This is a genomic window from Cellulomonas endometrii, from assembly GCF_949769265.1.
In the GTDB taxonomy this organism is placed as follows: domain Bacteria; phylum Actinomycetota; class Actinomycetes; order Actinomycetales; family Cellulomonadaceae; genus Cellulomonas; species Cellulomonas endometrii.
On sequence record NZ_CATKPC010000011.1, the window covers coordinates 1 to 23,800 of the forward strand.

The 23,800-nt window shown below is 73.1% G+C and carries 32 protein-coding genes and 1 tRNA gene; 8 read left to right on the top strand and 25 right to left on the bottom strand.

What is annotated here, in order from left to right:
• Nucleotides 1-52: 52 nt before the first annotated feature.
• The 4 genes from mscL to QNH85_RS12520 all read right to left on the bottom strand — a co-directional run bounded on the left by mscL (nucleotide 53) and on the right by QNH85_RS12520 (nucleotide 2,819).
• On the bottom strand, nucleotides 53-697 hold the full coding sequence (mscL, locus tag QNH85_RS12505; RefSeq protein ID WP_282946906.1) for a large conductance mechanosensitive channel protein MscL: 645 nt from the start codon (nucleotides 695-697) through the stop codon (nucleotides 53-55).
• A 41-nt stretch (nucleotides 698-738) separates the two neighbouring features.
• Complete coding sequence (locus QNH85_RS12510) at nucleotides 739-1,422, bottom strand: SAF domain-containing protein (RefSeq protein WP_282946907.1); 684 nt, start codon at nucleotides 1,420-1,422, stop codon at nucleotides 739-741.
• Nucleotides 1,423-1,652: 230 nt separating this feature from the next.
• A complete protein-coding gene (locus QNH85_RS12515) occupies nucleotides 1,653-2,009 on the bottom strand; it encodes an FmdB family zinc ribbon protein (protein ID WP_282946909.1) in 357 nt (118 codons plus the stop codon).
• A gap of 171 nt (nucleotides 2,010-2,180) precedes the next feature.
• Nucleotides 2,181-2,819: a 5-formyltetrahydrofolate cyclo-ligase gene (locus tag QNH85_RS12520; protein WP_282946911.1), complete on the bottom strand. Its 639-nt coding sequence runs from the start codon at nucleotides 2,817-2,819 to the stop codon at nucleotides 2,181-2,183.
• A gap of 144 nt (nucleotides 2,820-2,963) precedes the next feature.
• On the opposite strand from QNH85_RS12520, the gene QNH85_RS12525 reads away from it, so the two are divergent.
• The 5 genes from QNH85_RS12525 (at nucleotide 2,964) to QNH85_RS12545 (ending at nucleotide 6,799) form a co-directional block, all read left to right on the top strand.
• Nucleotides 2,964-4,196 (top strand): molybdopterin molybdotransferase MoeA, encoded by a 1,233-nt coding sequence (locus tag QNH85_RS12525; protein ID WP_282946912.1) that lies wholly within the window; start codon nucleotides 2,964-2,966, stop codon nucleotides 4,194-4,196.
• Complete coding sequence (locus QNH85_RS12530) at nucleotides 4,196-4,804, top strand: GNAT family N-acetyltransferase (protein ID WP_282946915.1); 609 nt, start codon at nucleotides 4,196-4,198, stop codon at nucleotides 4,802-4,804. Before QNH85_RS12525 ends, QNH85_RS12530 begins: the two co-directional genes overlap by 1 nt.
• 146 nt (nucleotides 4,805-4,950) lie before the next feature.
• The gene (locus QNH85_RS12535; RefSeq protein WP_282946917.1) at nucleotides 4,951-6,069 is read left to right on the top strand and encodes a hypothetical protein; all 1,119 of its coding nucleotides are present in this window, start codon (nucleotides 4,951-4,953) and stop codon (nucleotides 6,067-6,069) included.
• 48 nt (nucleotides 6,070-6,117) lie between these two features.
• Nucleotides 6,118-6,190 (top strand) — tRNA-Ala (locus QNH85_RS12540).
• A gap of 129 nt (nucleotides 6,191-6,319) precedes the next feature.
• A complete protein-coding gene (locus QNH85_RS12545; RefSeq protein ID WP_282946918.1) occupies nucleotides 6,320-6,799 on the top strand; it encodes a helix-turn-helix domain-containing protein in 480 nt (159 codons plus the stop codon).
• Here the strand turns inward: QNH85_RS12545 and QNH85_RS12550 are convergent.
• A complete protein-coding gene (locus QNH85_RS12550; protein WP_282946919.1) occupies nucleotides 6,787-7,401 on the bottom strand; it encodes a helix-turn-helix domain-containing protein in 615 nt (204 codons plus the stop codon). The two genes, QNH85_RS12545 and QNH85_RS12550, sit on opposite strands and share 13 nt — an antisense overlap.
• Nucleotides 7,383-7,682, bottom strand: a complete 300-nt coding sequence (locus QNH85_RS12555; RefSeq protein ID WP_282946921.1) for a hypothetical protein — start codon at nucleotides 7,680-7,682, stop codon at nucleotides 7,383-7,385. The genes QNH85_RS12550 and QNH85_RS12555 overlap by 19 nt, the downstream gene beginning before the upstream one ends.
• Nucleotides 7,683-7,999: 317 nt before the next feature.
• Between QNH85_RS12555 and QNH85_RS12560 the strand changes: the two genes are divergently transcribed.
• The gene (locus QNH85_RS12560; protein WP_282946923.1) at nucleotides 8,000-8,326 is read left to right on the top strand and encodes a hypothetical protein; all 327 of its coding nucleotides are present in this window, start codon (nucleotides 8,000-8,002) and stop codon (nucleotides 8,324-8,326) included.
• A 152-nt stretch (nucleotides 8,327-8,478) separates the two neighbouring features.
• On the opposite strand, the gene QNH85_RS12565 is transcribed toward QNH85_RS12560, so the two are convergent.
• Entirely contained in the window at nucleotides 8,479-9,276 is a 798-nt protein-coding gene (locus QNH85_RS12565; protein WP_282946924.1) for a hypothetical protein, read from the bottom strand.
• Nucleotides 9,277-9,398: 122 nt separating this feature from the next.
• Nucleotides 9,399-9,578, bottom strand: coding sequence for a hypothetical protein (locus QNH85_RS12570; protein WP_282946926.1), 180 nt, complete (start codon nucleotides 9,576-9,578; stop codon nucleotides 9,399-9,401).
• Between the two features lie 168 nt (nucleotides 9,579-9,746).
• Between QNH85_RS12570 and QNH85_RS12575 the strand changes: the two genes are divergently transcribed.
• On the top strand, nucleotides 9,747-10,028 hold the full coding sequence (locus QNH85_RS12575; protein ID WP_282946928.1) for an NINE protein: 282 nt from the start codon (nucleotides 9,747-9,749) through the stop codon (nucleotides 10,026-10,028).
• A gap of 30 nt (nucleotides 10,029-10,058) precedes the next feature.
• On the opposite strand, the gene QNH85_RS12580 is transcribed toward QNH85_RS12575, so the two are convergent.
• From QNH85_RS12580 to QNH85_RS12615, 8 genes are read right to left on the bottom strand one after another with little or no spacing between them, the layout of a single operon-like run.
• Nucleotides 10,059-10,343, bottom strand: a complete 285-nt coding sequence (locus QNH85_RS12580) for a hypothetical protein (RefSeq protein ID WP_282946930.1) — start codon at nucleotides 10,341-10,343, stop codon at nucleotides 10,059-10,061.
• 9 nt (nucleotides 10,344-10,352) lie between these two features.
• Nucleotides 10,353-10,628: a hypothetical protein gene (locus QNH85_RS12585; RefSeq protein WP_282946932.1), complete on the bottom strand. Its 276-nt coding sequence runs from the start codon at nucleotides 10,626-10,628 to the stop codon at nucleotides 10,353-10,355.
• A complete protein-coding gene (locus QNH85_RS12590) occupies nucleotides 10,625-11,077 on the bottom strand; it encodes a hypothetical protein (RefSeq protein ID WP_282946934.1) in 453 nt (150 codons plus the stop codon). Before QNH85_RS12590 ends, QNH85_RS12585 begins: the two co-directional genes overlap by 4 nt.
• On the bottom strand, nucleotides 11,077-11,877 hold the full coding sequence (locus QNH85_RS12595; RefSeq protein ID WP_282946935.1) for a M15 family metallopeptidase: 801 nt from the start codon (nucleotides 11,875-11,877) through the stop codon (nucleotides 11,077-11,079). Before QNH85_RS12595 ends, QNH85_RS12590 begins: the two co-directional genes overlap by 1 nt.
• Nucleotides 11,877-12,545, bottom strand: coding sequence for an SGNH/GDSL hydrolase family protein (locus QNH85_RS12600; protein ID WP_282946937.1), 669 nt, complete (start codon nucleotides 12,543-12,545; stop codon nucleotides 11,877-11,879). Before QNH85_RS12600 ends, QNH85_RS12595 begins: the two co-directional genes overlap by 1 nt.
• Complete coding sequence (locus tag QNH85_RS12605) at nucleotides 12,545-13,183, bottom strand: hypothetical protein (RefSeq protein WP_282946938.1); 639 nt, start codon at nucleotides 13,181-13,183, stop codon at nucleotides 12,545-12,547. The genes QNH85_RS12600 and QNH85_RS12605 overlap by 1 nt, the downstream gene beginning before the upstream one ends.
• A 20-nt stretch (nucleotides 13,184-13,203) precedes the next feature.
• Entirely contained in the window at nucleotides 13,204-14,127 is a 924-nt protein-coding gene (locus QNH85_RS12610; RefSeq protein WP_282946939.1) for a hypothetical protein, read from the bottom strand.
• On the bottom strand, nucleotides 14,120-15,316 hold the full coding sequence (locus QNH85_RS12615) for a hypothetical protein (protein WP_282946941.1): 1,197 nt from the start codon (nucleotides 15,314-15,316) through the stop codon (nucleotides 14,120-14,122). The genes QNH85_RS12610 and QNH85_RS12615 overlap by 8 nt, the downstream gene beginning before the upstream one ends.
• Before the next feature lie 46 nt (nucleotides 15,317-15,362).
• On the opposite strand from QNH85_RS12615, the gene QNH85_RS12620 reads away from it, so the two are divergent.
• Nucleotides 15,363-15,944, top strand: a complete 582-nt coding sequence (locus QNH85_RS12620) for a hypothetical protein (RefSeq protein ID WP_282946943.1) — start codon at nucleotides 15,363-15,365, stop codon at nucleotides 15,942-15,944.
• Nucleotides 15,945-16,193: 249 nt separating this feature from the next.
• Here the strand turns inward: QNH85_RS12620 and QNH85_RS12625 are convergent, their stop codons facing one another.
• The 9 genes from QNH85_RS12625 to QNH85_RS12665 form a co-directional block, all read right to left on the bottom strand.
• The gene (locus QNH85_RS12625) at nucleotides 16,194-17,681 is read right to left on the bottom strand and encodes a hypothetical protein (protein ID WP_282946945.1); all 1,488 of its coding nucleotides are present in this window, start codon (nucleotides 17,679-17,681) and stop codon (nucleotides 16,194-16,196) included.
• On the bottom strand, nucleotides 17,681-20,560 hold the full coding sequence (locus tag QNH85_RS12630; protein WP_282946947.1) for a phage tail tape measure protein: 2,880 nt from the start codon (nucleotides 20,558-20,560) through the stop codon (nucleotides 17,681-17,683). The genes QNH85_RS12625 and QNH85_RS12630 overlap by 1 nt, the downstream gene beginning before the upstream one ends.
• On the bottom strand, nucleotides 20,557-21,249 hold the full coding sequence (locus QNH85_RS12635) for an HNH endonuclease (protein WP_282946948.1): 693 nt from the start codon (nucleotides 21,247-21,249) through the stop codon (nucleotides 20,557-20,559). The genes QNH85_RS12630 and QNH85_RS12635 overlap by 4 nt, the downstream gene beginning before the upstream one ends.
• A 4-nt stretch (nucleotides 21,250-21,253) precedes the next feature.
• Nucleotides 21,254-21,490 carry a hypothetical protein gene (locus tag QNH85_RS12640; protein ID WP_282946950.1) on the bottom strand — a complete coding sequence of 79 codons (237 nt, stop codon included), beginning with the start codon at nucleotides 21,488-21,490 and terminating at the stop codon, nucleotides 21,254-21,256.
• Nucleotides 21,491-21,576: 86 nt separating this feature from the next.
• Nucleotides 21,577-21,978, bottom strand: coding sequence for a DUF7426 family protein (locus QNH85_RS12645; protein ID WP_282946951.1), 402 nt, complete (start codon nucleotides 21,976-21,978; stop codon nucleotides 21,577-21,579).
• 4 nt (nucleotides 21,979-21,982) lie between these two features.
• Nucleotides 21,983-22,738, bottom strand: a complete 756-nt coding sequence (locus tag QNH85_RS12650) for a phage tail tube protein (protein ID WP_282946952.1) — start codon at nucleotides 22,736-22,738, stop codon at nucleotides 21,983-21,985.
• The gene (locus tag QNH85_RS12655) at nucleotides 22,735-23,037 is read right to left on the bottom strand and encodes a hypothetical protein (RefSeq protein WP_282946954.1); all 303 of its coding nucleotides are present in this window, start codon (nucleotides 23,035-23,037) and stop codon (nucleotides 22,735-22,737) included. Before QNH85_RS12655 ends, QNH85_RS12650 begins: the two co-directional genes overlap by 4 nt.
• Entirely contained in the window at nucleotides 23,034-23,447 is a 414-nt protein-coding gene (locus QNH85_RS12660; protein WP_282946956.1) for a minor capsid protein, read from the bottom strand. The genes QNH85_RS12655 and QNH85_RS12660 overlap by 4 nt, the downstream gene beginning before the upstream one ends.
• Entirely contained in the window at nucleotides 23,447-23,764 is a 318-nt protein-coding gene (locus QNH85_RS12665; protein ID WP_282946958.1) for an HK97 gp10 family phage protein, read from the bottom strand. Before QNH85_RS12665 ends, QNH85_RS12660 begins: the two co-directional genes overlap by 1 nt.
• Nucleotides 23,765-23,800 lie beyond the last annotated feature (36 nt).

Sequence of the window (23,800 nt, forward strand, 5' to 3'; positions counted from 1 at the left end):
CCGCTCCAGGCGGACCTGCGCACGGTGTGGCAGCAGTGGCGCGACCGGCGCCTCACCCGGGCCGAGGCCCGGCGCGTCGTCCGCGCGCCCTCGGAGCTGGAGCTGCGGGAGCTCGCGGCGCTGGCGGGGCGCCGCCCCGCCCCCCCCCCCCCCCCCCCCCCCGCCCCCCGCGCCCCCCCCCCCCCCCCCCCGCGCCCCGGCCCCCCGCCGCGCCGCCCCCCGCCGAACCGCGGCTCTCCCGCAGCGCCGGGGCGCTCTGGGCGGCGAGCAGGTCGCGGATCTCCTGCAGCAGCAGGATGTCCTCCGCGGGCCGGGCGGGCTCCGCCTCGATGCCGCGCTTGCGCCGCTCGGCGAGCTTGTTCAGCGGCAGGACGATGAGGAAGTAGATCGCCGCGGCGGTCAGCAGGAACTGGATCAGCGCGTTGACGATCAGGCCGAGGTCGATCGTCGAGCCGTTGACCGGCCCCACCTTCCACGAGATCGCCGGCTTGCCGAACAGCATCCCGATGAGCGGGCTGATGAACCCGTTCTGCACAGCGCCCACCACCGACGTGAACGCGGCGCCGATGACGATGCCGACCGCGAGCTCGACGGCGTTCCCGCGGGAGACGAAGTCCTTGAAGCCCTGCAGCACACCGGCCAGCCCACGCGCCCGGTCGGTCGCGGTGCGCAGGCCCTTGTTCAGTACGTCGCTCATGGGCGTCGGATCCTCCGGGGTGCTGAGGCGAAATGGCCGCATCATCCCACGATGACCGCCCCGAGCACCCGGGAGCCCGCGGCGCCCCCGAGGTGCACCGACTCCTCCGGGGTGACCGCGAGCAGCACCGGGACGTCGTCCTCCGCGCCCTCGCCGCCGCCGAGCAGCCCACCACCCCCCGCTCCGGCGTCCTCGTCGGCGGGCGTGCCGTCACCGGTCCCGGACAGCACGACCGCCCCGCTCGCGAGCCGCATCGGCTCGGCGCCCTCCACCACGGCCGCGGCGACGACGTCGACCCGCATTCCCGGACGCAGCACGCCCGCGACCCCGGCGTCCGCGAACCGGACCGGGACCACGACGGTCCCGGGCGGCCCCGTCGCCGACTCCTCGGCGAGCAGGGCGGCCGCGATCGGGAGCCCCTCGGGGACGGCGACGGCGGTGCGCCGCCCGACCAGGTCGACGGCGCCCTCGCGGAGCGGCTCGGGCGCGAGCGACTCCGGCACGCGGCGGAGCTCCACGTCGTGCTCGTCCAGCGCGGTGCCGGGCGCGAGGTCGCGTGCCGCCACGGCGACCTCGACGGTCGGCGGGTCGGGCGGGCGCAGGCGCTCGACCGCGAGCAGCACGGCGAGCCCCGCGCACAGGGCCGCGACCGGGCGGCGGGCGCGCCACGCGAGGACGCGCAGCCGCCGCCGGGAGCTCAGGGGGAGCCGGTCGGTGAGGGACATGCCGCGACGCTAGGCGGCGTCCGGCCGACCGGGCCCATCCCGGGCGTCGTGCTGGGGACGACGCGTGCCGTCACGCCCTGGGGGCGCATCGGCGCCGCCTGATCAGCCGGTAGCGGCGCCTCGGCACCGCGGTCACGTGGCACCGGTGGCGCTCTGCACCGGTGGCGCTCTGCACCGGTGTCGCTGGGCACCGGTGCCGCTGGGCAGCACCGGCGGCCGGCGCGACTCCGTCAGCCCGCGGCGGGCTTGGCGGCGCTGCTGCTCGACGAGGCGGCGGTCGAGGACGACGAGGTCGTGGTCGACGCGGCGGGCTTCGCGGCGTCGCCCGAGGAGGAGCTACCCGAGGTCGAGCCGGCCGACGGCGACGCGCCCGAGGTGGACTTCGCGGCCCCCGTGGTCGACGTGCTGCTCGACCGGGAGTCGTTGCGGTAGAAGCCCGAGCCCTTGAACACGACCCCGACGGAGGAGAACACCTTGCGCAGCCGGCCGCCGCAGCTCGGGCACTCGGTGAGCGCCGCGTCGCTGAAGGACTGGTGGATGTCGAACGCGTGGCCGCACTCGGTGCAGGTGTAGGCGTAGGTGGGCACTGCTGTCTCCCGCGGATGACGTGACCGGATGGCCGGCGGGCCCGGTCGCCGGGGGGCTCACGCCCTCCTGCGTCCCTGGCACTCGCCGCTGCCGAGTGCCAATGATACGCAGCCCGCCCGGTATTCCCGCGGCGGGCGCCCGGCGGCGGCCTGCGGTCGTCCCGCAGACGCTCAGCCGCCGAGCGGCAGCCAGCGTTCCGGGGTCGCCACCATGTCGACCGTGCGGTCGTGCGGCTGCCGCGGCAGGGGCCGGACGGTCGCGTCGTACAGCTCCTCGGCGAACACCACCGCGATGACCGGCGTGCCGGGGCGGGCGTGCGCGAGGGCGCGGTCGTACCAGCCGCCGCCCTGGCCGAGCCGGGTCCCGGACGTGTCGACGGCGAGCGCGGGCGCCACGATCACGTCGGCCTTCGCCAGCGCGTCGGCGCCGAGGGACGGGGTGGAGGGCTCCGGCGGCCGGCCGGGCGCGCGCTGCAGCAGGTCGTCGCGGCCGGCGTACCGGGCCCACTCACGCTGGAGGCCCGCGCCGAGGACGGGGAGCAGCACCTCGACACCGCGGGCGTCGAGCGCGTCGAGCAGCGGCCCCGTGTCGAGCTCGGTCGGCCGGGCCGCGTACACGGCGACGCAGCGGGCGTCCTCGAGCACCGGGATCGTCTCGACGACCGCCACCAGCGCCTGCGCCGCCTCGGCCCGCCGTCGGGGGGACCGTGCCTGCCGAGCGGCCCGGAGCAGTGCCCGGAACTCGTCCTTCACCTCGGTCACCGTGCTGCCGTCGGACGCGTGGGGATACGGCTGGGCAGCGGTGCTCATGGCCCCAGTCTCGCAAACTCGTACGGGCCCCGGTAGGACCAAAGGGTGGAGCGGCGCCCCGTCGGGCGGTCCCGCCGGCGCCCGCGCTGGTGGCGCGCGGCGCTGCGTGCGCGCCCGGGACCGGCCGCCGGGCAGAATGCCGACATGAGATCCGTCCAGGACCAGCTGGCGGCGGTGCTGGCCGCGGTCGGTCCCGTCGCCCCGCTCGACGTGGTGCTCTCCGACGCGGCGGGCTGCATCCTCGCCGAGGACGTGATGGCCCCCGCGGACGTCCCGCCGCTGCCGGTCGCGGCGCGTGACGGGTACGCGGTGGCGACCGCGGACCTGCGGGGACAGGGCCCGGGCGCCGCGGTCGTCCTGCCCGTCGCGCACGACGTGCTGGCCGGCGACCCCGCCGCCCTGCGGCTCGCACCGGGCCAGGCCGTCCGGATCGCGTCGGGCGGGCCCGTGCCCGCGGGCGCGGACGCGGTCGTCGCGGCCGAGGACACCGACCGGGGCGCGGTCCGCGTCACCCTGCACCGCACGCCGGTGCCGGGGGAGAACGTGCGGCCGGCCGGCGCCGACACCGAGCGCGGGTCGGTCGTGCTGGCGGCCGGGACCCGGCTCGCGGCCCGCCAGCTCGCGGTGGCGGCGGCCACGGGGCGCGGGCGGCTGCGGGTGCACCCGGCGCCGCGCGTGGTCCTGGTGTCCATCGGCTCGGAGCTGGCGGAGCCGGGTACCCCGCGCCGCGACGGCAGCGTGTACGAGTCGGCGGGGCACGCCCTCGAGGCGGCCGTCCGGGACACCGGCGCGACCCCGGTCCGCGTCGGCGTGGTCACGGACGACCGCGCGGTGCTGAGCGAGGCGCTCGAGGACCAGCTGGTCCGCGCGGATGTCGTCGTGACGACCGGCGGGCTGTCGGAGTCGCAGCACGACACGCTGTCCGACGTGCTCGCCCCGCTCGGCACGGTGCGGTTCGACCAGGTCGCGATGGCTCCGGGCTTCCGGCACGGGTTCGGCACGGTCGGGGACTCGGCGGTCGGTGGCGGCGGCGTGCCGCTGTTCGCGCTGCCGGGCCACCCGGTCGCCGCGCAGGTCGCCTTCGAGGTGTTCGTCCGCCCGGCGCTGCGCGCGATGGCCGGGCACACCGACCTGTTCCGCCCGTCCGTCGCCGCGCGCGCCGACGTGGGCTGGCCGTCGACCGCCGGCGTGCGGGAGTTCGTGCCCGCCGCCGTCGTCGGCTCGCCCTCGGAGGGCTACCGCGTCACGCCCGTCGGCGACCCCGCCGGCTGGTCGATCACCGCGCTCGCCCACGCCAACGCGCTCGCCGTGGTCGGGGAGCAGGACGCCGCCGTCGTCGCCGGGCAGGTCGTGCACTGCCTGGTGCTGGAGGGCTGATGTCGCGGGGCTGGCCCGCCGTGCTGGCGGAGGGCGACGTGCGTCTGCGTCCGCTGCGACGCTCGGACGAGGGCGCCTGGATGCGGCTGCGGGCGCAGAACGCCGCGTGGCTCGAGCCCTGGGACGCGACGTCCCCGGTGCCGGTGACCGGGCGCCGGCCGACGTTCGGGCAGTTCGTCCGGACGCTCGACAAGCAGGCGCGCTCCGGCACGTCGCTGCCGTTCGCCGTCGACCTCGCCGGCGAGCTGGTCGGGCAGCTGACGGTTTCCGGCATCACGTACGGCTCCCTGTACTCGGCGTCGATCGGCTACTGGGTGTCCCGGCACGTCGCCGGCCGCGGCATCACCCCGACGGCCGTCGCGCTCGCCACCGACCACTGCTTCACCGGCCTCGGGCTGCACCGCGTCGAGATCAACATCCGCCCCGAGAACCGCCCGTCGCTGCGCGTCGTGGAGAAGCTGGGCTTCCGGGACGAGGGCCTGCGCGAGCGGTATCTGCACATCCAGGGCGTGTGGTGCGACCACCGGACGTTCGCCCTCACCACCGAGGAGGTCCCCGGCGGGATGCTCGCGCGCTGGCGGGCGGTGCGGGCGCGCGGCGCCGCGTGAAGCGGCGCGGACCCGCGTCGCGCCCCGGTGTGGGAGGCTGGGCGCGGCGGACCGGAATCACACCCGTGTGATTTTCTCCCGGCACGCCGCTCGACACGCCGCGACGGGTCCGGGGGCACCGGCCGCACCGCCCCTACCGTCGTGGAGTGTACGAATTCGCCGGACCGGCCGCCCTCGTGGTGGTCGGCCTGTGGATCGCGTACCTGGTGCCGCACAAGCTGCGGCACCGGCAGCAGTTGCTCGAGTCGCGGACCGACGACCGGTTCTCCGACGCGTTGCGGGTGCTCGCCGTCACCGGGCCCGAGGGCTCGTCGCGGCGGCAGCGCGCGGACGTGGCCCGGAGCATCCGGCCGGACTGCGGCGCGGTGGACAAGCGAGTCGGGTTGCTCACTCCGGGCACCGGGACCCGGATCGCCGGAACGGACAGGGGAGGGACCGACGTGGACCGACCGCACGGGACCCAGGACAGGATCGGCGCCGACGCCGCCCGCCGTGCCGCGCAGCTGCATGCCGCTCACGCCGCCGCGACCGCGCGCCGCGGGGCAGCCGCCCGCCGACGCGGGCTGCTCGCCGGGCTGCTGCTCGTCGCCTCGGTGGCCGGCTGGGTGATCGCCGGCGTGAGCACGCTCGGCGTCGTCGCCGGCCTCGTGCCGACGGTGCTGCTGGGCGGGGTGCTCGGGCTCGGCCGCCACGCTGTCGTCCAGGGCCGGGCCGCCGAGGAGGAGTGGCAGCGCCGCATCACCGAGGCCACCGCGCCGCTGCGTGAGCGTGCGGCCCGGCCGGGCCGCAAGGGCGCCGAGGGGCGGGCCGTCCGCCCGTCGATCGAGGACACGCAGGCGATCACGCGGGTCCGCGCCGACCTGCCCGCCGCGGCCACCGCGCGGGTGCGCGACGGCGGCCGTGAGGGCGACACGTGGTCGCCGGTCGCCGTGCCGAAGCCGACCTACGCGCTCAAGGCGCCCGCACCGCGCCGGGAGCCCGTGCCGCTCGGCGAGGTCGAGGGCTCGACGCTCGCCGCGCCCGTCCGCCGGTCCGTCGCCGACCGCGCCGAGACGGCCGCGGCCGAGCCCGCCGCCGTCGCGTCGGCCGGCCCGGAGGTGGCCCCCGCCGAGGTCGTGACGGAGACCGTCGCCGAGCCCGCGGGGACGGCCGCTTCTGCTGCGACCGCCACGCCCGCCGGCGCGACGGCTCCGGCGACCGACGAGCCCACCGGCTCGATCGACCTCAACGCCGTCCTCGCCCGGCGACGGGCGGCCGGCGAGTAGCGTGTCGAGAGCACCCGCTCGTGGGTGCTAGGCTTGTCACCGCTTCAAGGGGCTGTGGCGCAGTTGGTAGCGCGTCTCGTTCGCAATGAGAAGGTCAGGGGTTCGAATCCCCTCAGCTCCACCGGATGCAAGGCCCGGGATCATCACGATCCCGGGCCTTCGTCGTTCCCGGTCCCGAGGTGCCCGGGGGACATCTCGGGGAACATGTCGCCGAACGTGGTGTGATCTTCGGGTGCGAGGCGATCCAGACGTGCTCCCCGTCCACGGCCGTGTTGCCCTTCAACTCGTCGAGGCCAGCGAACTCGCGGAGCTCTCGACGCTGTTCCTGCGTGCGCGGGCTCACTACGAGGACGAGCTAACGGTCCACTGGACATCGGTGGGCAGCACACGCGGCCTCATCCGGATGGCGGAGTTTGACCCCTGGCTCACGGCATGGCGCCAGTACGGTCCGAGGTCGCAGGACATCGAGGAACTTAGGAGGTGGCGGTACGTGCGACGCCCTGAACCGCAGATCGCGTACAGCTTCATCGCGTGCTCCGTCCGACAGGCCGCCGACCGGGTCGGAGTATCCGAGGCGACCCTGACCAAGGCGATCGACGATGGCTACCTCATCGCGCACCGGGCCGGCGACAAGGGCGGCAAGCGGATCATCCGCGCCGCTGATCTCGACGAGTGGGTGAAGTCGCTGCCCACCGAGCGCGTCGGGGAGCGGTGGAGTCACTGGGGTTGACCGTGCCGTCGGGGATCGATGACGGCCTCCGCCCACGTCGGCAGCGCGCCTCCGTTGTGCTGCCACGAGCCGACTGTCAGGTGGATCCCCAGGCGCCCGAGCAGGTTCTGCAAGACGGCATCACGTATCGCGCCTGTGCGCAGTCGGCCAGCTGGTAGCGCGTCGAGGTGAGAAGCGCGGGACAGGATGGACTGCCACTCCTCGAAGGCCGCAGCGTCGACTAGCCAACTGCGGCCTGCTCGCGCGCCAGGAAGGATCGCCTGCCGGATCCACCGCCGCACCGCTTCGGGCGGCACGTCGAGTTCTTGGGCGACGACCTCGGCGGGGACTGCGTTCTGCAGGTCGACGATCGGTTCTGGTGGTGGTTTGACCCGTCCCGGTCGCGGGGGCGGGAGGATCAGACGCCTCGGGTTGTCGGGCATCTCGACGGCCGCGTTGCCTCGCAGGCTGAGCCACAGGCCAAGTTCGTTCATGTCGAAGCGCCAACTACCACCGACGCGGTACGCCGGCACGTCCCCCGACGACGCTGCCTGGCTGAGCCAAGACGGGGTCACGGCGAGCAGGTGGGCGACTTCCTTCGTGGTCAAGAGGCGGTCCGCCATGCGTCCATGATCGCGCGCCGCCGCACGTCCTCGACGGGCACCCAGACTGCGCCGGTCATGACGCGCAGGTCGCCGATCCGGACGCGGACGAGGTGCCGGTCCCACTCGACAGCGACCGTGTCGAGTAGCTCCGTGCCAGTCTCCCAGCGCAGGGCGACGGTCACGGGCAGGGGGCGGTCGACGTCGTGGTGCACGCCTGGGGGGACCTCACGCTGGTTCAGCAGGCGCACCGCCGCCTGGATCCGGGACTGGCCGCCGGGGACGCGCTGCGTGAGGTTCACCGGGGGAGTGTCGCCCCGTGGTCCGACACGACGGCGCCACGGCGTGAGCGGGTCGGGGAAGCCGGTCGGCACATGCAGGGGGGGCGGTACCGACCGGCCCACGCGGACAGTACCGCCGATCGCGACCGGCCCGGGGCGGTTCCACTCGCAGGTGGAGCGGCGCCTCCGCGGCAACACCGACCGACACGACGGGCCAGGACCTTGGTCATGGGGTGGGAGCGGGCAGGCGCAGCTGGCCTGCCGCACGCCCGTGGCGTGGTCGAAGTTCACCCCGCGAGCCGTTGCAGTCAGACCGCCAACCCCAGAGGCTCACGGCCATGACTGAGCACGAGAACGCGGGTTCGCTTCCCCGCTTCACCGACATCGCGACCGAGACGCTCCGGTACGTCGAGATCGTCGTGCTCCACGAGCCCCGTCACGACGGCACCGACGTCGTGTGGACCCTGAGCCTGACCGACCGGGTTGGACGACCGCTCGGCCGCCAGACCGTCACCGTTCCCGCCGCATACGACTACCTCCCGCACCTCGCAGCAGAGCTGCGCCTGCACCTGGTCGGCCTGACCGTCCACGGCCACTGGTACCGCAGCCGGGACGGTCGCGCCGTCCGTCACTACGCGCGCGTCACCTCGGTGTCACAGAGCTGACCCCCGGGAACCCGGTGACGCGCGCTGCGTGAGGTTCACGGCGTCATTGTCCGTCCCGGGTCTGACGCGCCCCCGGGGGGCCACCACTCCTCGGGCGCCAGGCGGTACGGCGGCTGCGAGCTCGTCGAGCCGGGCTCTTCCCGATCCATCGCTCACCGGTTCCCAAGCACGCCCAGGTAAACCGGGATCACGGCAGCGAGGAGGGTTCCCGCGACCGACACCGCCGCCACCCATGCGTCCCGGTGCCTGCTGGCGCGGTCCGTGCGGACTCGTGCCCAGTTCGTCGGGTCCACGCGGACCCGGCCGTGACGGCGTGATGCCGGGTCACCGGTAGCCCCCTCCTCGCCCCATGCGGCGAGTCGGGCGAGGGCCTGCCAGCCGAACGCTGTGACCGCGAGCGCGGAGACGATCAGGAGAGCGACGTTCGGCCAGGTCGACCACGCGACGCCGGCCAGCAGAACCGCGAGCGCCACGATGGTGCCGACCTTCGTGAGCCGCACCGCCGCCCATCGCGGCATTCTCCGGCGCCCGCCCGTGAGGATCTGCTCGATGCGCTCGAGGAGCTTCTGCATCTCGGGATCGTTGCCGTCCGGGCCGCCGCCCTGCGTCAGTGACGTGGAGCCGACGTGGACCTCAGCGGGGTACTGGCTGCCGAGGTGAACGGCGATGTGCGCGTGTTCAGCAGAGGAGCTCGCGTATCCGAGGATCATGAACGAGCCGAGATCAGGGTCGGACGCGAACTCGAGGTTCTGGATGTCGGGGCCGTCCGCGGGCTCATGCCTGTCGTAGACCCGCCGCGCGCGTCTCACTCGTGTCACTGGGAATTTCGCTGCGATCGCGGCCCGGAGGTCGTCCACGTCACCGGCATTGATCCGATACGACGAGCTGACCGATGCTCCGAGTGCGTTGCTGCTCATCCCCTTGTCGCCAAGGAACCACTCCAGTGCCATGCGTGCACGGTATCGACCAGCGCCTGACGCCGCTGCTGGTTCCCCCGCGACGCTCGTGAGAAGTTGTCGGGCACGACGAAGCGCCCCCGCCCTCCCGGAGGAGGACGGGGGCGCTGTCGTGTTCAGGACCGTGCGCGGGGGAACTGGCGCCGCACGGCTGCTGCCTGGTCGGGGGTGAGGTGCCAGCGATGGTGTGCTTCGGATGGCGTGCGCGGGTACTCGGCCCGGAGCCAGTCTCGGATCGTCTTGCCCGGCACGCCGAGCTCGCGGGCCAGGTCCTCGGGAGTCTCGTCATCTGCCATGTCGGCAGGGTAGCGACCCACCGTCAGGCGGTGTGGCGTCCGCTGCCTACCTCCTGCGCGGGCGCCGGAGGTCAGTTGCCGTAGACACTTATCGGTTCGAGTGCGTGTGCCGATGCAGTAGGCAGGCGCGCCTGTCAGGGCGCGCATCGCGTGACTAGGAGCCCGTTCATGACCCAGCCGTACCAGCCGCAGCAGCCGCAGCCCGTGTACGTCCAGCAGCAGTACGTGCCCGTGCGTCCGATGAAGGAGACGGGCATCGCATACCTGTGGTTGCTGGCGAGCGTGTTCGGGATCTGCGGCCTGCAGCACTTCTACCTCGGCAAGACCGGCCGGGGCCTGTTGTGGCTGTTCACGCTCGGTCTGCTCGGGGTCGGCGTCCTCGTCGATCTGTTCACCCTGCCTGCCCAGACCCGGCAGGTGAACGCGCAGCGTGCCGTTGGTCTGCGCTGACCCAGACGAGTCGTGGGGGGCGTGCTGCAACTACCGCGTCGGTCGGTACGTGACCCCGAGGCCGCCGGCGATCAGGCCAGCGACACCCGAGATGACGCCAGCGGTTGCCGCGATCTGCTGCGCCTGCGGGTCGTCGAACCAGATCGGCGCGAGGCCCGTCGCCAGGAGGACCAGCGCGGAGACGCCGAGCAGGATGAAGTACGCGACCGTGCGGACGCGCGGGGGCACTGCGGGGGAATCGTCGACGAACGAGAGGTCACCCTCGATCGTGAGGCCGGTGGGGATGTCAGCGGAGTCAGGTGCGGCGTGAGTCATGGTGTCTCCTCAGGTGGTGAGGCCGTCGGGCCAGGGCGGGGGCGGAGGCTTCTTGCCGGTGCTGATGTGGTCGCGGAGCTTGTGGATGTAGTCGTCGCGCAGGCGCTCGCGCCGCTCGGACTCCTCGAGGCGTTCCTCGGTACGCTCCAGTCGGGTGGTGAGGTTCGCGATCGTCTGCGCGGGCGTCACCTCTCGTTGCGCGCCGCGGGCCAGGCGTTGCGCGATGACGGTTGCGGCGATCGCCAGGACGCCGGTGATGACGGCGGGCAGGGCGGGGTTGTTCATGCGGTGACCTCCGGGCCTGCGCTCCCGGGGTTCGTCATGCGGGCGGCGGCGCCGATCATGACGGCGACGGCGAGGTAGATGACGCCGAACACCCACTGCCGCGAGGGCTGGCCGGCGAACCAGGAGGTGCCCCAGCCCGCCAGGTAGGTGCTGCCCCACAGGGTGAGCATCCCGGCGAGCGAGCCGAACCCCCAGGCGTCGAGGTGGTCGCGTTGCGCGCCGGCGGCGGTGCGCCAGGCGCCACCGACAGCCAGGAGCATGGCCGCACCCCACAGGACCGCGTAGACAGGCAGCGGCACGACGCGGTCGAGCAGGTCCAGCCCCGAGGGCAGCACGGGGCCGTCGTCCACGCTGACGTAGGCGCCGGCGTGGACGGCCGCGATCGCGGCACCGGCGACCAGGACGCTGCCGCGGGGCCCGTTCAGGCGGCGGATGACCCGGTCGGGCATCAGGCCTTGCCGTCCAGCGCTCCCAGGACGCGCCGGACGGCGGCCTCGACGTCGGCCTGCACCTGCGAGGAGGTCAGGTCGCTGCCGTTTGCGGTGGCGTGGCGGGCCCACGCGAGGCGCACCTCGGTCTCCACGTCGTTCCAGGACGCGTAGTCGTGGGAGGGCCAGTTCTGCCGGAGGATCGCGGCTTCGGCGTCGGTGAGGGTGCCGGCGCCGCCGGAGTCGGTGACGTAGACCTGCTGCCGCTTGGTGGTGTCCCAGGGCAGGGGGGCGGAGATGATGCGCATGGTGGAGTCCTCCGGGGTGCGGGGCAGGGGGGTCGGGGCAGCGAGCTCGGGGACGGTAATGCCGCCGGAGGGGAGCGTGAGCTGGCGGGACACCAGGACGGCGCCGGGTCCACGGTTGATCTCGAAGTGCATCTCGTCCTTGCGGCCCGAGTAGTCCCCGCCCCAGCGCACGACCCCGCCGAGGTCGGCGAGGATGCGGCGGATGGCGGCGACCTGCGCCGTGGTGAACGTTCCGACCGCGCCGAGGGGGTGCTGCGTGGCGTTGAGGTCGATCGCAGTCCCCGAGGCGTGGTTCGAGTACGTGGTCGCGCCGCGGATCGCCCGGTAGGCGTGCCCCCACTCGTCGGCGCCGCGGTCGACGTCCTCGACCTCGGCGTCGAACCGGGTCACGAGGTAGGTGAAGATCTGCGCGACTTCGCCGACGCGCACCCGGCCGGCGATCTTGGGGATCGCGACGAGCCGGGGGTCGGTGCCGGACTCGATGACCGGCCAGCCGTTCTGCGAGGTCGCCATCAGCCCTCCTCGAGTGCGGTGATCGCCGTCAGCGGCAGGGCGTCGGCGAGGCGGACGTGGCCCATCCAGTTCAGGTGCAGGGCGTCGTACACGTAGGGCGACCAGGTCTGGACGCCGCCGGTCATGCCCTCGCCGATGACGGTGTCGGCGTCGAAGAACCGCCCGGTCGGGCCGAACAGGGTCCGCAGGCGGGTGTTGACGCGTTGGCGGCGGGGCTCGCGCTGCTCCCAGACCGCCTGGGAGAGCATCCCCCCGACCCGCATCGGCAGCACCGAGATCACGAGCAACGGCACACCCCACCGGGACCGGATCGTCTCGTCCAGGGTCTCGTAGGAGGCGAGCAGGTCCTCGAGCTCGGCGTCCGGGGTCACCGACACGTCCAGGTCGTTCGTGCCGGCGCACAGCATCACCAGGCCGGGCAGCTGCTGCGCGCGTTCGGCGGCGATCAGGTCCGTGACCGCGTAGGACTCGATCGCGGGGTGCGGGGAGGTCTTGGCGCGGCACAGGTGCATCTGCTGCCCGCCGATCGCGCGGTTGACGACCCGGGCCGGGCAGGCGGCCTCACCGACCAGGCGGGTACCGAACCGGGTCGGCCACGGCTGCCCCGGGCCGGGGTTCGTGCCCCACATCGAGGAGTTGGAGTCCCCGTACACCCGGATGGTGCCCATCAGGCACCGACCCAGGTGACGCGCATCTGCGTGCCGACCTTGCAGACCCCGGCGATCGGGTTGACCTGGGCGCCCAGGACGACGTTCGCGGCGCCGCCGGTGTGCACGTGGCGCAGGTGCTTGGACCGGGGGGTGTCGGGCGTGCCCGAGGTGCCGGCGAACGTGCCGACCTCGCGGTTCGTGCCGGGCAGCTCGGTGGACCCGAACATGACGCGGGCGAACGCCTGGTTGGAGCCGTTCGCCCAGGTGACGACGTCCAGGTCGATGGCGTACACCCCCGGTGGGGCTGACGCGGGCAGTGCCACGGTGAGCACGGCCGTCATGACGGTGGCGGGCAGGGGGACCTGCGCGGCGACCTCGCCCCACCAGGACAGCCCGGGTCCGGCGTCGGGCTGCCACCCGGCGGTCACACCGGTGTAGACCTCCACGATGCGGGTGTCGCCGCGGCGCACGACCAGGGGGTCGCTGGTGGTGGGGGTCCAGTCGATCGCGGTCAGGAGCGCGTCGCGTGCGGTGGCGTTGGGCACCGGGACGGCGATGCGCCCGCGCAGGGAGTTCGCGAGGTCGACCATGTCACCGGCCGGGTCGAACGGGTCGGACCCGGCCGGGACGAGGATGCCGGAGGCTGTGGTGGCCACGGGTGTTCCTTCCTGCCCGCTCAGCGGGTCCAGTCGAAGAGGAGTTGGCCGGAGGCGGGGTCCGCGCCCACGCCGAGCAGCCCGAGGTACGGGGACCCGGCGGTGCCGATGCCGCCGCCGGTGTCGGCGATGGCCTGCCCCCAGGCGGCGGGCAGGTCGACCCACCCCTGGTCGGCCGGCGGGTTCCAGCCCGGTGGGACGGTCACGTCGTGCGGGCCGGTGACCCGGGTGAAGTCCGCGCCGGGGCGCACGACGTCCCCGGTGCGGTAGAAGTGCGCGGGCAGGGTGTCGGCGAACATCCCGATGCGGGTGCGGGCCGGGACCCGGAACCGCAGGCGGGTGATGGTGCGCCCGGCCAGGGACCGGGCCTGGTCGCCGTACCACCAGCCGCCGCGGGAGTCCTGCGCGGCGAACGGGGCACCGCCCTGCACGACGTCGGCGGTGTCCGCCCACCCCCACGAGCCGGTGCGCCACGACCCGGACCCGACCGCGGAGACCAGCAGGGTGCCGGTGTCCGGGGCGCTCGGGGGTGCGACGGGCACCTCGGGCGCAGGGCGGGGGTCGGTGGCGATCGGGGCGAGCGCACCGGGCAGCAGCAGCGGGGGCGCCCCGCCCTGCCAGATCAGCCCCACGAGTGTCCCGATCGCCGGGGCGGTGCCGGCGTACCGGGCCTGCACCGCCCCGGTGGTCGTGGTGACGGGGATCAGCCCGGAGGACGCGGCCCCCGCGATCGTCCCGGAGACCGGGCGGGGTGCGGCGACCACCGGCCCGATGACGTGCGCGGTCCCGTCGACCAGCAGCACCTGCACCTTGTCGCCGTCGACGAGCACGGTCGCCGGCCACAGCGGGGTCACCCGCGAGCCGTCGTCAAGCACGACGACCCGGGCGCCGGCGGTGGTGGTGGTGACCGTGCCGGCGGACGCCCGGACGGCGACCTCAGCCACGTCGGCCCGCGACCCGGGCGGCCACGGCCTCCAGTGCTTCCACGGTGACCCGCACCGCCAGCGTCATCGACTTCGCCGGGACCGGCCCAGCCGAGGACATGCGCTTGCGCACGACCCGCCCGACCAGGGGCGCGTCCCCGTCGAGGGTCGCGGCCACCACGGTGACCGCGTCGTGCAGCTGGATGCCGGGGTGGGTCAGGCACACCACCGGCAGGTCGATCTGCCCCGAGGTCACCAGGGACGCCAGGATCGTCTCGGCGTCGCCCTGCACCCCACCGGGGGTCTGCGCGATCGACTTGTGGAACGCCGGCACCCGCCCGAACGGCTCGCCCACCCCCCACCGCAACGGGCCACCGGTCAGGTACGCGCGCCCGGCCAGCGGGGCACCGTCCCACGTCGTGCCGCGGGACGTCACGGCGTTGTAGATCGCCGCATCGGACAGTGCCCGCTCGACGTCGACGAGCGCCCCGTCGTCCCCGCCGTCGATCGTCCACACCGACTCCCCCAGCGCGGAGGGCAACACGTGCAAGGTGCCGTCACCGCCCATCCGGTACACCGCATCGACCTGCGTCAGCAGGTCCTGCACCGCGTCCCAGCGGCCCTCCCCGTACACCAGGGACACCGGCACCGGCCGGTCGAGCACCGCCTCGTCGACGACCACCGGCACGATGTCGTCCAGCAGGCGCGCGACCTCCGACAGGCACGTCGCACCCACCGGCGGCTGACCCTCGGCATCCAGACGGTCCAGCTCGTGCGGGATGCACGTCAGCTCGTCGGCCTGCAGGGTCACCGACCCCCCACCGGACACCCGCAGCACGTCGGTGCCCACCGCACGCACCCGCCACTGCTCGGCGGGCGCGGACCTACGCAGCCGCCACCAGTCCAGCGGCACCCGCAGCCCCGTGGTCGGCCCCGACGCAGCCCCCGACACCCACGCCAGCTGCGCCCGCGAACCCCCCGGCGCGAGCGCGTCACCCATGCCCCACGGCGCCAAGGCACCGTCGGGGTCCGCGACCACGACCGTGGCCTGCCCCTGCACCGCACGGTCCGCGTCCCAGTCCAGCGACCACGACGTGACATCCAGACCCGGGGCGACCAGCGCGCCACCACGCCACACATTCACCTCGAGCCGGTCCCCGGACGTCGTGCCCGTGATCTCCTCGGTCAGCAGGTCACCACCAGGCAGCATCGGGAAGCACCTCCCAGGAAAGTCGGGCACGGATACCGTGCGGGGCATGGATGACGGGCAGACGGTGATCGCGGTCGTTTCAGCGGTGATCGCTGCGCTCAGCGCCGGTCTGACGCTGTGGGTCCGCTGGCGGGACCGTGCTCAAGCCGACTGGGTTGCTATCGCCCAGGCCGAGACCAGGCGGCACGGGTACCGGCAGGTGTTCTTCATCCTGCGAAACTGCGGCGACGGCACCGCGTACCGGCTGCTCTTTGCGGGCGAGCACTGCGACGCGCGGTTCGTCGTTCGCGGTCTCCAGTCCGACGGCACGGAGGTCTCAGTCCCGCGAGGCCTCATCGCCCAACTGCCACCCGGGGCGGAGATCGAGGTCACCGCCAGGATGCTGATCGCCGACGCGGAACGGCTGGGTACCGAGGCTGGAGTGGTGAGCCTGCAGTGGCTGCGGACCCCCACACGGCACCGACGCACTCAGAGCGTGCGCGTCGATTTCCACACGCTCGAAGCCGGCGTCGACGGCACTGGGGGTTCGTTCCTCGTACTGCACGAGCCCTGGTGGGTCCGCCTCACGCCTGCCCGCACACGAGCCAGATGGCGGGCAGGACGGTGGCACCGAGTAGACACAGGGTGACGACGCCGCCGAGCGAGAACACGAACCAGTCGGGCAGTGGAGCCCAGCGGCCACCGAGCGCCCTGTCGATGAGCCTGACCGTGCAGGCGCGGGAAGCGGCCCCGAGTAGGGCGAGGAGCGCCCCGACCCACCACGTGGCTCCGATTACAGCCGGCGCCGCGACTATCGAACCGGCGACCAGAGCGAGCCACACGAGGAGGAGCGCCACCGCCACCACGAACGGATGCGAAGGGCCACGATGATCGACCATCAGGGCTCCTTCGCAGCACGGCCAGCGGCCGACGGGGTGGGATCCCTGAGCCAGTCCAGGTAGCTCGCGCCCGGTCGGGCGGCCTTGACCGCGTCGTAGGAGTACGTCGACCACAAGGCACGGACCTGGTCGTAGGTCCACCACGGCACCGCGATCCGCGGCGACGGGGCACGGACCTGCGTCACCTCGAACTGCCACTCGTTGTGCCCGAGTACGCCCTGGACCACGGCGGAGTCGTTCAGGTCCGGGGCGATGACGTGCGCGACCGGGTCGAGCGGGAGCTCGGCGGGCAGCCCGCGCATCACGACCGTGCCGGCCTCGTCGAACAGCTGCCGCAGAGACTTCGCGAACGCTCCCTGCTCGGCCGCGAGCGCCTGCAGGTGCAGGAGCACCCCGGACGGCGCCTGTCGGACGCCCAGCGACGCGACTGGGACCCGGGCGCCCTGCACCTGGACCACGTCCGCGGGCATCTTGCGGGCGATGTTGGCCGCCGACTGCGACAGTAGATGGATGGCGTCGCCACCGTGGTGCCAGGCCACCGCGATCGCCGTGCGCGGGTTCAGCGGGTCCTGCAACCACGCACTGGCCGACGGCACTGTGATCGCCGCGGTCGTGGAAGCCGGCACCGGCGGCGTGGCGCCGTCGAAGTACGAGACCGGCGAGGCCGTCGGGGCGGTCGGGCCGATGAACAGCGCCGCCTGGTCGAGGTCGACGGTGTCGCCCACGACCAGGCCAACGGTCGCCTCCCCGTAGGTCTGCACGAGCGGGAGGACGTGGGTTGCGGTGCTGGTGTCGGGAAGCCGCCCGACGGCCTCGATCACCCGCTCCTCGCCCGGATGGAAGGTCACGTAGCCGGAATCCGGCCCGTTGCCGCCGGCGGCGGAGGCCCAGGCCGTACCGCTCCACGTGTACGCGCCGAAGTAGATGCGGGCACGGATCGGCTTCGTCATCGGGTTCCGCACCCGGATACGGGCGGCCATCTGGGTCCCCGCCGTTGCGGCGTATCGCGCGTCGGCGCCCGTCCCCGGACGCACCGGGTAGGCCTGAGCCGCTCCGCTCGCATCGGTCACGGTCATGCGGAGGCGCCCGTCGGCGATCGCGACCGTGCAGCGCGTGACGACCCAGCCCGACACCGACACCGGATTCGGGTTCGTGATCAGGTTCGTCCGGGTGACGACCCCAGCGCGGGTCTCCGTGGACGCCGACGCGTTCGCCGCCCCCGACCACGCGTACACCGCCGCCGGCGCCAGCGCGGCGTCCGTGACGACCCGGTACGTCGCCTCCACGTTCAGCGGCGGCACGAAGTCCCGGAAGAACGCCGCACCCGTCACCGACTCACGGACCGCGCCACGCACCAGCTCCCACGACACACCATCGGTCGACCGCTCGACCGTCACCACCGACGACGACCCCGACGGCAGACCCGTCACGGTCACACCGACCTGCGGCGCACCCCCGTCGGGCAGCACCTTCACGGACAGACCCATCAGTGGATCACCCTCCTGGTAGAGCGCCGACCGTCCGCGTCGCGCTCGGCGGCAGAGAGAGTGAGCGCGGACACGTCGCGCGCCCCGGCCAGAACGGTCTGCCCGATGCGGTCGGCCAGGTAGTCGAGGTCGGCGCGGGTCAGGCCCGCCGGCACGGCGAGCGGCGCTGCCGAAGGGCTGATCGACCCAGCCGCGTTCAGTTGCGTACCGACCGGCACCACGACCCGACCAAGGCGAGCCGCTGTCTCGTCCAGCAACGCCAGCGACCGAGCGGAGTGCTCAATCGGGATGTACGCCTCGTCCCCGCGGGGGCGGTCACCTACGACCCGCCACGTGTTCGCCGGGACCATCTGCGCGACCGCGGCCATCGGCGTGAGTTTCTGCCGCAGCCCGCCGGACCGGTAGAACTCGAGCACGTCGCCCTGGGCCTCGAACTTCGCGCCCGTTGCGGTGACGTACACCGGGTTGCCGGATGCGGAGACCTCGGCCGTGAGTCGGATGACCTTGCCCTGGTTCCGGGCGATGAAGTTGTCCACCTGCGTCTGCGCGGCCTCGGTGTAGGCGTTGAACGTCGTGTCGACCTTCCCCGGCACGGCGCCGTAGGCCGCGGCGAGAGCCTCGGCCTGACCCTGGGTGAGGCCCATCTGCTGCAACTGGTTGATCAGGGCCAGGCGACCCTCCTCGTACCGCTGGGACAGCACCGCCTGCCCTTCGCCCGCGCGCACGCCCGCGGACGTCTGCGCGTCCATGCCGGTCACCACGGCGCGCAGCTGCTCGTCGAGAACGCGGCCCGACTCGGACGCGGTGAGGTTCGCCAGGTCCACCCCGGCGAGGTTCAGCTTCGCCCCGTCGGCGGCGTACCCGACACCGTCGAGGTCGCCCGCGAGAGCCACCGCCGCGTCGTGCACGCGGGCGTCGGCGAGGAATCCGTCGCCGAACGTGTTCAGCCGGTCCTGCGCGGGCTTGAGCCCCTGCTCGATCAGCTTCTCGCGGATGGTGTCGGCTGCCGTGCCGGTGGTCTCGTCGAAGCCCCGCATCGACTCGGCGGCGTCACGCATGGACTGCTCGGCATCGCCGACGTCGATGCCCGGGATGTTGTCGATCCCGTTCAGCACCGCGGCCAGGCCATCGACCAGCTCGGCCAGCGGGCCGGAGACGAAGCTCCCCACCGCCTCAGTGGAGACCGCGACCCCCTCGACGAACGCGATGCCGAACTCGATCGCGCCGTTCGCCATCCCGAGCATGAACTCCAGCACGCCGGCGCGGTTCTCGGTCACGAAGTCTGCGAGCTCGCCGAGCGGCTCACCGAAGGCGGCCGCGAGCGCGCCCTTGATGCCCTCGGCGGCGACGTCGATGTTCCGCTGAGCCTGCTCGAGCTTCGTGGCGTCGTTGTCGGACAGGGTGTCGAACATCGCCTGAGCGGCGCCTGTGACCCCGTTGAGCTGGTCAACCGCGGTCGTGAGGTCCATCGCGAACAGCGCGGCGCCGAGGTCCTCAGCCTGGGTGCCGAACAGCCCGACGGCGGCCGCGTTGCGCGCGACCGGGTCCTCCATCTCGCGCAGCCCGGCGAGGACCTGGTCGAGGCCCTCGCGCGCGCCAGATCCCCCGGCGGCGATCTTCGCGGTCATGTCCGCGGCATCCAGGCCGAGCGTGCGGAACGCGGCAGCGGACGCATCGCTGCCGTCAGTCGCTCGGATCTGGAACTCCTTGAGCGCATCCGCAGCGAGGTCGCTGTTGCGTGCACCGGCCTCGAGGCCCTGGTTGATCAGTCCGAGCGCCTCGGGCCCGGACAGACCGAGACGCGCGAACAGCGCGGGGTACTCGGTGAACGTGTCGAGCAGGTCCTCGCTGGCGTTGACGCCCTCGCGAGCACCGGTGGCGAGGAGGTCGAAGGCCTCGTCGGCGGACTTCGCCAGGCCGGTGCGCAGCAGTTGGGTGACGGCCACCGACACCGGGCGGACGTCCTCCTCGAGCACGTCCGAGATCCCGGCGAGCGACGACACGACCTTCTGCGCGTCCCGGGACGTCGCATCCGGGTCGAGAAGCCCCTGCTGCAGCGCGATCCGCGCGGTGTCCATGTTGGCCTCGATTGAGTCCCCGAACACGTTCGCGTAGGCCTCGCCGGACGCGCGGGCGATCCGGGCCGCGGACACCTCGTCGATCCCCGTGAGCGCCTGCAGGCGGTCCTGCCGCACCTCGACCTGGAGGCCGTCGTTGATGCCGCCGACCACGACCTTCCCGATCGCGGTGGCGGCCAGGATGATCCCGCCCGCCACCGGGATGGCCGTCAGCGCGGACTCGAGCGTGTCGCTGATCTCGCCACCGACGGCCTTGCCGACGAGCTCGCCAGCGCCGCGGGTCGCCCCGTCGAGGTTGTCGGCAAGGCCCTTGCCTGCACGGCGTCCCGCCTCATCACCCTCGGCCCCTGCCGTCGCGGGCAGGGTCTTAAGGGCCGCCTCTGCGGCGGAGGTGTCGGCGTCGACCTCCATCGTCTCCTTCGCCGCGACAAGAGCGTCGCGACGGCGGGTGATCTGCTGGAGCGCGGACTCGGCGCGCTTGATGTCGGCCGTGACCTCCATCGTGGACTCGACGGACCGCAGGTAGTCGAGACGCTCCTGCACCTTCCCGAGACCGGTCTCAGCGCGCTCGATGTTCGCGTCGACCGTCGCCATCGTCTTCGCCGAGACGATCTTCTTCGCCTCAGCCTCGACACGGTCCATCGCCGCCACGGCGCCAGAGGCGTCGCCGTCGACCGTCTGCTTGACCGGCTTCTTCTCGATCCTCTTGGCGCGGTCCTCGACCTTCTTCGCCGCGTCGTCAACCGGCTTGGTGTTCGCCGTGAAGAGGACCTCCAGGGAGGTCACGACCTGGTTGCTCACGTGACACTCACCTCCTGGAGCGGGGCCACACGGGCACCCTTCCTCTTGTTGCAGGTCAGGCACGCGAGCACGGCGTTGTCCATGCGGTGAAGGCCGCCCAGGGAGACCGGGATCACGTGGTCGAGAGTGGGGTAGGTGGGCCCGCACACCCATCGCCTCGCGCCGTCGCGGGCCAAGACGTAGCGTCCGTCGCTCGCGTCGCAGAGCACGTCGCAGTAGGAGCAACTCATGCCGTCGCGAGCGGCGACCGCATGCCAGCTGACTCCGACCTCAACCGAGCGGGCACCGCGGCGGCGAGCGCGGTACCGGGCGGAAGCCTCGTTGACCTTCTCCTGGTTCGCCTGGCGATAGCGGCGCCTGCGGTCCCTGAACGGCTCAGGATCCGCCTCGCGGCGAGCTCGCTCCTGCTCGAGCAGGTGCTGTCTATTCGCCTCGTAGTAGGACTTGGCGTACTCGGCCAGCTCCGGCTTGAGAGTCGCCCTCCGCGCCTTCTGCCGCTCGAGGATGCTCTCGCGGTTCGCCTGGTAGGCCTCTCGCTGAATCCGGGCCGCGCGCTCCGGGTTCCGCGCTCGGTGCCGGCGCGTGGCCTCCCTGCGCGCGGCTCGATGACACGCTCGGCATCGGGCGCCCTCCCGCTCCACCTCAGGCGTCTCGCGCCCGCACGTGGTGCAGAGGAAGGTGCCCGACACGCGATCACCCCTTCTGGATGGTGAGGACCCGTCGGAGCCGGGATTCGGGCATGTCGAGGAGGGCGAAGAGCATGGTCCGGACCCCGGGCCAGGGGCGGTCGAGCACGGCCGGGTCGTACAGGTCGACGCCGAAGTGCTGGGCAAGGTCAGCCACGACGACCCGCCAGTTGGTGACGATCGCCAGCAGCGAGCCGTCGACCGCCGGGGCCTTGGCCTCGGCCGCGACCTGTGCGGGCCGCATCGACTCGGGGACGGGGCGGTAGTCCTGGTACCAGCCGTCTCCGTCAGGCTCACCGATGCCGTAGGGCGCCCAGTCCTCGGCGGTGATCAGCCTTTTGGGGCGTCCGGCTCACCGGCCCCCTCGGTGGCGGCCGGCGCCCACAGCAGCTTGGCGAGTGCGTCCGCGTAGGCCTTGCCGCGCGCCCAGTAGAAGACCGCGTAGTAGGCCATCCGGTCCACGACGACCTGCGGTGTGCCGGCGGCGGCGAGCTGGTCGTACACGGGGCCGAGGGCAGGATGCTCGTCGCTCCCGATGTCGTCGAGCACGGTCTGCACCTCGGGCGGGACCTCGCCCTTGACCAGGCCGAGGTTGACCTCGGCGCGCACCGCGGCGGCGAGTACCTGGCGCATCGCCCGGACGCTCGGGGGAGGCACCGTGTAGGTGCGCCCCCCGAGCGTCAGGGTGAGCCCGTCGACCGCAGCCCACTCCTCGAAGTCGACAGCGGGCATCGGCTCAGACCGTGCGCGTGTACGCGACGGCGTTCGACTCGCCGCCGGGGGTGGTGACCGTGACGTTCACCGAGCCCGCGGACCCCGTCGGCAGCGACGCGATGATCGTCGCGCCGTTCGCCACCACGAAGTCGGTGGCCGGGGTCGCGCCGAACTCGACGGCCGTCGCGCCGAGGAACCCGGTCCCGGTGAGCGTCACCAGGTCACCGGCGCCCTCGCCCTCGGGGGTGATCGACGCCAGGACGGGCTCGGTGACGTCCCACCCGGCGAACGGGTTGGCGATCGACGCGAACGGCCCCTGGCCGGTGAGGGTCACGTTGAACACCTCGATCTCGGAGTTGCCGGTGTTCTGCCGCGTCATCTCGACCCGGCAGAAGGCCTGCCCGGCGTCGGTGGGGTTCGGGGTACCGACCTCGGGCTTGTGGTACCAGCGGATGTCGACCACGGCTCCGTCGAGCGTGGCCTTCGCCGCGGCCAGGAGCGCCTCGACCTCCGGGAGGTACAGGCCCGAGCTCAGCGACCGGTTGCCCTGGACGGTGAAGCTCGTCGCGAACGACCGGGCCGTGACCGCCTCGTTCGTCGCACCCAGGTCGTCGTACGTCGCCTGGTCCTGCGTGGTCGCCGGGTAGGTCGGCGCCCACGCGCTGATCCGCCGGATCGGCTGGTACGACGGCGCCCCCGCGGTGCCGAGGTTGATGTCCAGCCCGTACTCGAACGACTTGCCGAGCGTGGTGCCGGCGGGAAGGGGAACGACGCTCATGACTGCTCCTCGGTGTTGTTGGCGTCAGGTGTGTCCAGCGGCACCGAGTCGGGGCCGTAGGCGGTCGCCGGGAGTTCCGGCAGGGGGCCGGGTTCGCCGGCGATGGACCACGTCTCGGCGAGCAGAGCGCCGGTGGGTGGGGTCGTTGGAGGGACCTCGATCGGGGCGCCCGTGCGTCTCGCGGTCTCGCGGAGGAGCTCCTCGGATCGGGCCCGCACGGCGCGCGAGTTCGGGATGTAGACCTCACCCTTCGGCGCGGGCATCCCGGCCTCGCGGTAGCGGTCAGCGGTCGACTTCATGTCCCCACCTCCGGGTTGTCCAGGAAGACGCGGTAGTTCTCCGACCGCTCCTCGCGGCCGTTCGTGTCCGCACCCAGGGGGCCGAACGTGCTGCGCTGGACCCAGGAGATGCCCCTGACGCGGCACCGGCCCTGGAGCAGGGCGAAGGCGAAGCCGGCGATCCGGTCGGCGTCGTCCAGGTCGTTGCGCGCGCCGCGAATCCGCAGCTGCGCATCCCGCACCGGCTCGTAGACCCGCGGGTCATCGCCGCCGTACACCCGCACGCCGATCGCCCGGTCCGGGGTCTCGGGGAGGTCGCCGTAGAAGACGCCGACCATCCCGGCGGGCGTCCCGGTCGTCGTCGACCAGTGCCACCCCGGGACTTCACCGAGCATCTCGCACAGCGCGAGCGTCAGCGCCGCGTCGTCCATCATCGGAGCCTCGCGATGACGCCGGAGACGATGTCTGCCTCGACGCCCACCTCGTCCACAGCGCGCTCGAGGTACTTCGCCTCGCCGACGTCGTGCTCGTAGTCCAGGCGCTCGTGTTGGAGCCAAGCGATCGGGTCACGGAAAACCACGCGCACGGTCACGTCGTCGACGAGCACCCGGCCGGATCGCTGCAGCGTGCCGAACTCCTTCGGCGCCTTCCGCTTCGCGACCTTGAGGACGTCCTTCGCGGTGTCGCGCAGTGCCTCGCGGGCGGCCTTCTCGAGCTCGGTCAGCTTCGCGTTGTTCTGCTTGACCACGGTGACCTCCGACACTCAGAGCGGTACGGTCGCGAC

Excerpts from the sequence above, each read along its gene's own strand:
- mscL (WP_282946906.1), bottom strand. The coding sequence starts at position 697 with ATGAGCGACGTACTGAACAAGGGCCTGCGCACCGCGACCGACCGGGCG.
- QNH85_RS12510 (WP_282946907.1), bottom strand. The coding sequence starts at position 1,422 with ATGTCCCTCACCGACCGGCTCCCCCTGAGCTCCCGGCGGCGGCTGCGC.
- QNH85_RS12640 (WP_282946950.1), bottom strand. The coding sequence starts at position 21,490 with ATGCGGCCCGCACAGGTCGCGGCCGAGGCCAAGGCCCCGGCGGTCGAC.
- QNH85_RS12585 (WP_282946932.1), bottom strand. The coding sequence starts at position 10,628 with ATGAACAACCCCGCCCTGCCCGCCGTCATCACCGGCGTCCTGGCGATC.
- QNH85_RS12560 (WP_282946923.1), top strand. The coding sequence starts at position 8,000 with ATGACTGAGCACGAGAACGCGGGTTCGCTTCCCCGCTTCACCGACATC.
- QNH85_RS12620 (WP_282946943.1), top strand. The coding sequence starts at position 15,363 with ATGGATGACGGGCAGACGGTGATCGCGGTCGTTTCAGCGGTGATCGCT.
- QNH85_RS12595 (WP_282946935.1), bottom strand. The coding sequence starts at position 11,877 with ATGGCGACCTCGCAGAACGGCTGGCCGGTCATCGAGTCCGGCACCGAC.
- QNH85_RS12520 (WP_282946911.1), bottom strand. The coding sequence starts at position 2,819 with ATGAGCACCGCTGCCCAGCCGTATCCCCACGCGTCCGACGGCAGCACG.
- QNH85_RS12650 (WP_282946952.1), bottom strand. The coding sequence starts at position 22,738 with ATGAGCGTCGTTCCCCTTCCCGCCGGCACCACGCTCGGCAAGTCGTTC.
- QNH85_RS12565 (WP_282946924.1), bottom strand. The coding sequence starts at position 9,276 with ATGGCACTGGAGTGGTTCCTTGGCGACAAGGGGATGAGCAGCAACGCA.
- QNH85_RS12525 (WP_282946912.1), top strand. The coding sequence starts at position 2,964 with ATGAGATCCGTCCAGGACCAGCTGGCGGCGGTGCTGGCCGCGGTCGGT.
- QNH85_RS12660 (WP_282946956.1), bottom strand. The coding sequence starts at position 23,447 with ATGGACGACGCGGCGCTGACGCTCGCGCTGTGCGAGATGCTCGGTGAA.
- QNH85_RS12625 (WP_282946945.1), bottom strand. The coding sequence starts at position 17,681 with ATGGGTCTGTCCGTGAAGGTGCTGCCCGACGGGGGTGCGCCGCAGGTC.
- QNH85_RS12590 (WP_282946934.1), bottom strand. The coding sequence starts at position 11,077 with ATGCCCGACCGGGTCATCCGCCGCCTGAACGGGCCCCGCGGCAGCGTC.
- QNH85_RS12575 (WP_282946928.1), top strand. The coding sequence starts at position 9,747 with ATGACCCAGCCGTACCAGCCGCAGCAGCCGCAGCCCGTGTACGTCCAG.
- QNH85_RS12530 (WP_282946915.1), top strand. The coding sequence starts at position 4,196 with ATGTCGCGGGGCTGGCCCGCCGTGCTGGCGGAGGGCGACGTGCGTCTG.
- QNH85_RS12570 (WP_282946926.1), bottom strand. The coding sequence starts at position 9,578 with ATGGCAGATGACGAGACTCCCGAGGACCTGGCCCGCGAGCTCGGCGTG.
- QNH85_RS12580 (WP_282946930.1), bottom strand. The coding sequence starts at position 10,343 with ATGACTCACGCCGCACCTGACTCCGCTGACATCCCCACCGGCCTCACG.
- QNH85_RS12615 (WP_282946941.1), bottom strand. The coding sequence starts at position 15,316 with ATGCTGCCTGGTGGTGACCTGCTGACCGAGGAGATCACGGGCACGACG.
- QNH85_RS12550 (WP_282946919.1), bottom strand. The coding sequence starts at position 7,401 with ATGGCGGACCGCCTCTTGACCACGAAGGAAGTCGCCCACCTGCTCGCC.
- QNH85_RS12645 (WP_282946951.1), bottom strand. The coding sequence starts at position 21,978 with ATGCCCGCTGTCGACTTCGAGGAGTGGGCTGCGGTCGACGGGCTCACC.
- QNH85_RS12655 (WP_282946954.1), bottom strand. The coding sequence starts at position 23,037 with ATGAAGTCGACCGCTGACCGCTACCGCGAGGCCGGGATGCCCGCGCCG.
- QNH85_RS12600 (WP_282946937.1), bottom strand. The coding sequence starts at position 12,545 with ATGGGCACCATCCGGGTGTACGGGGACTCCAACTCCTCGATGTGGGGC.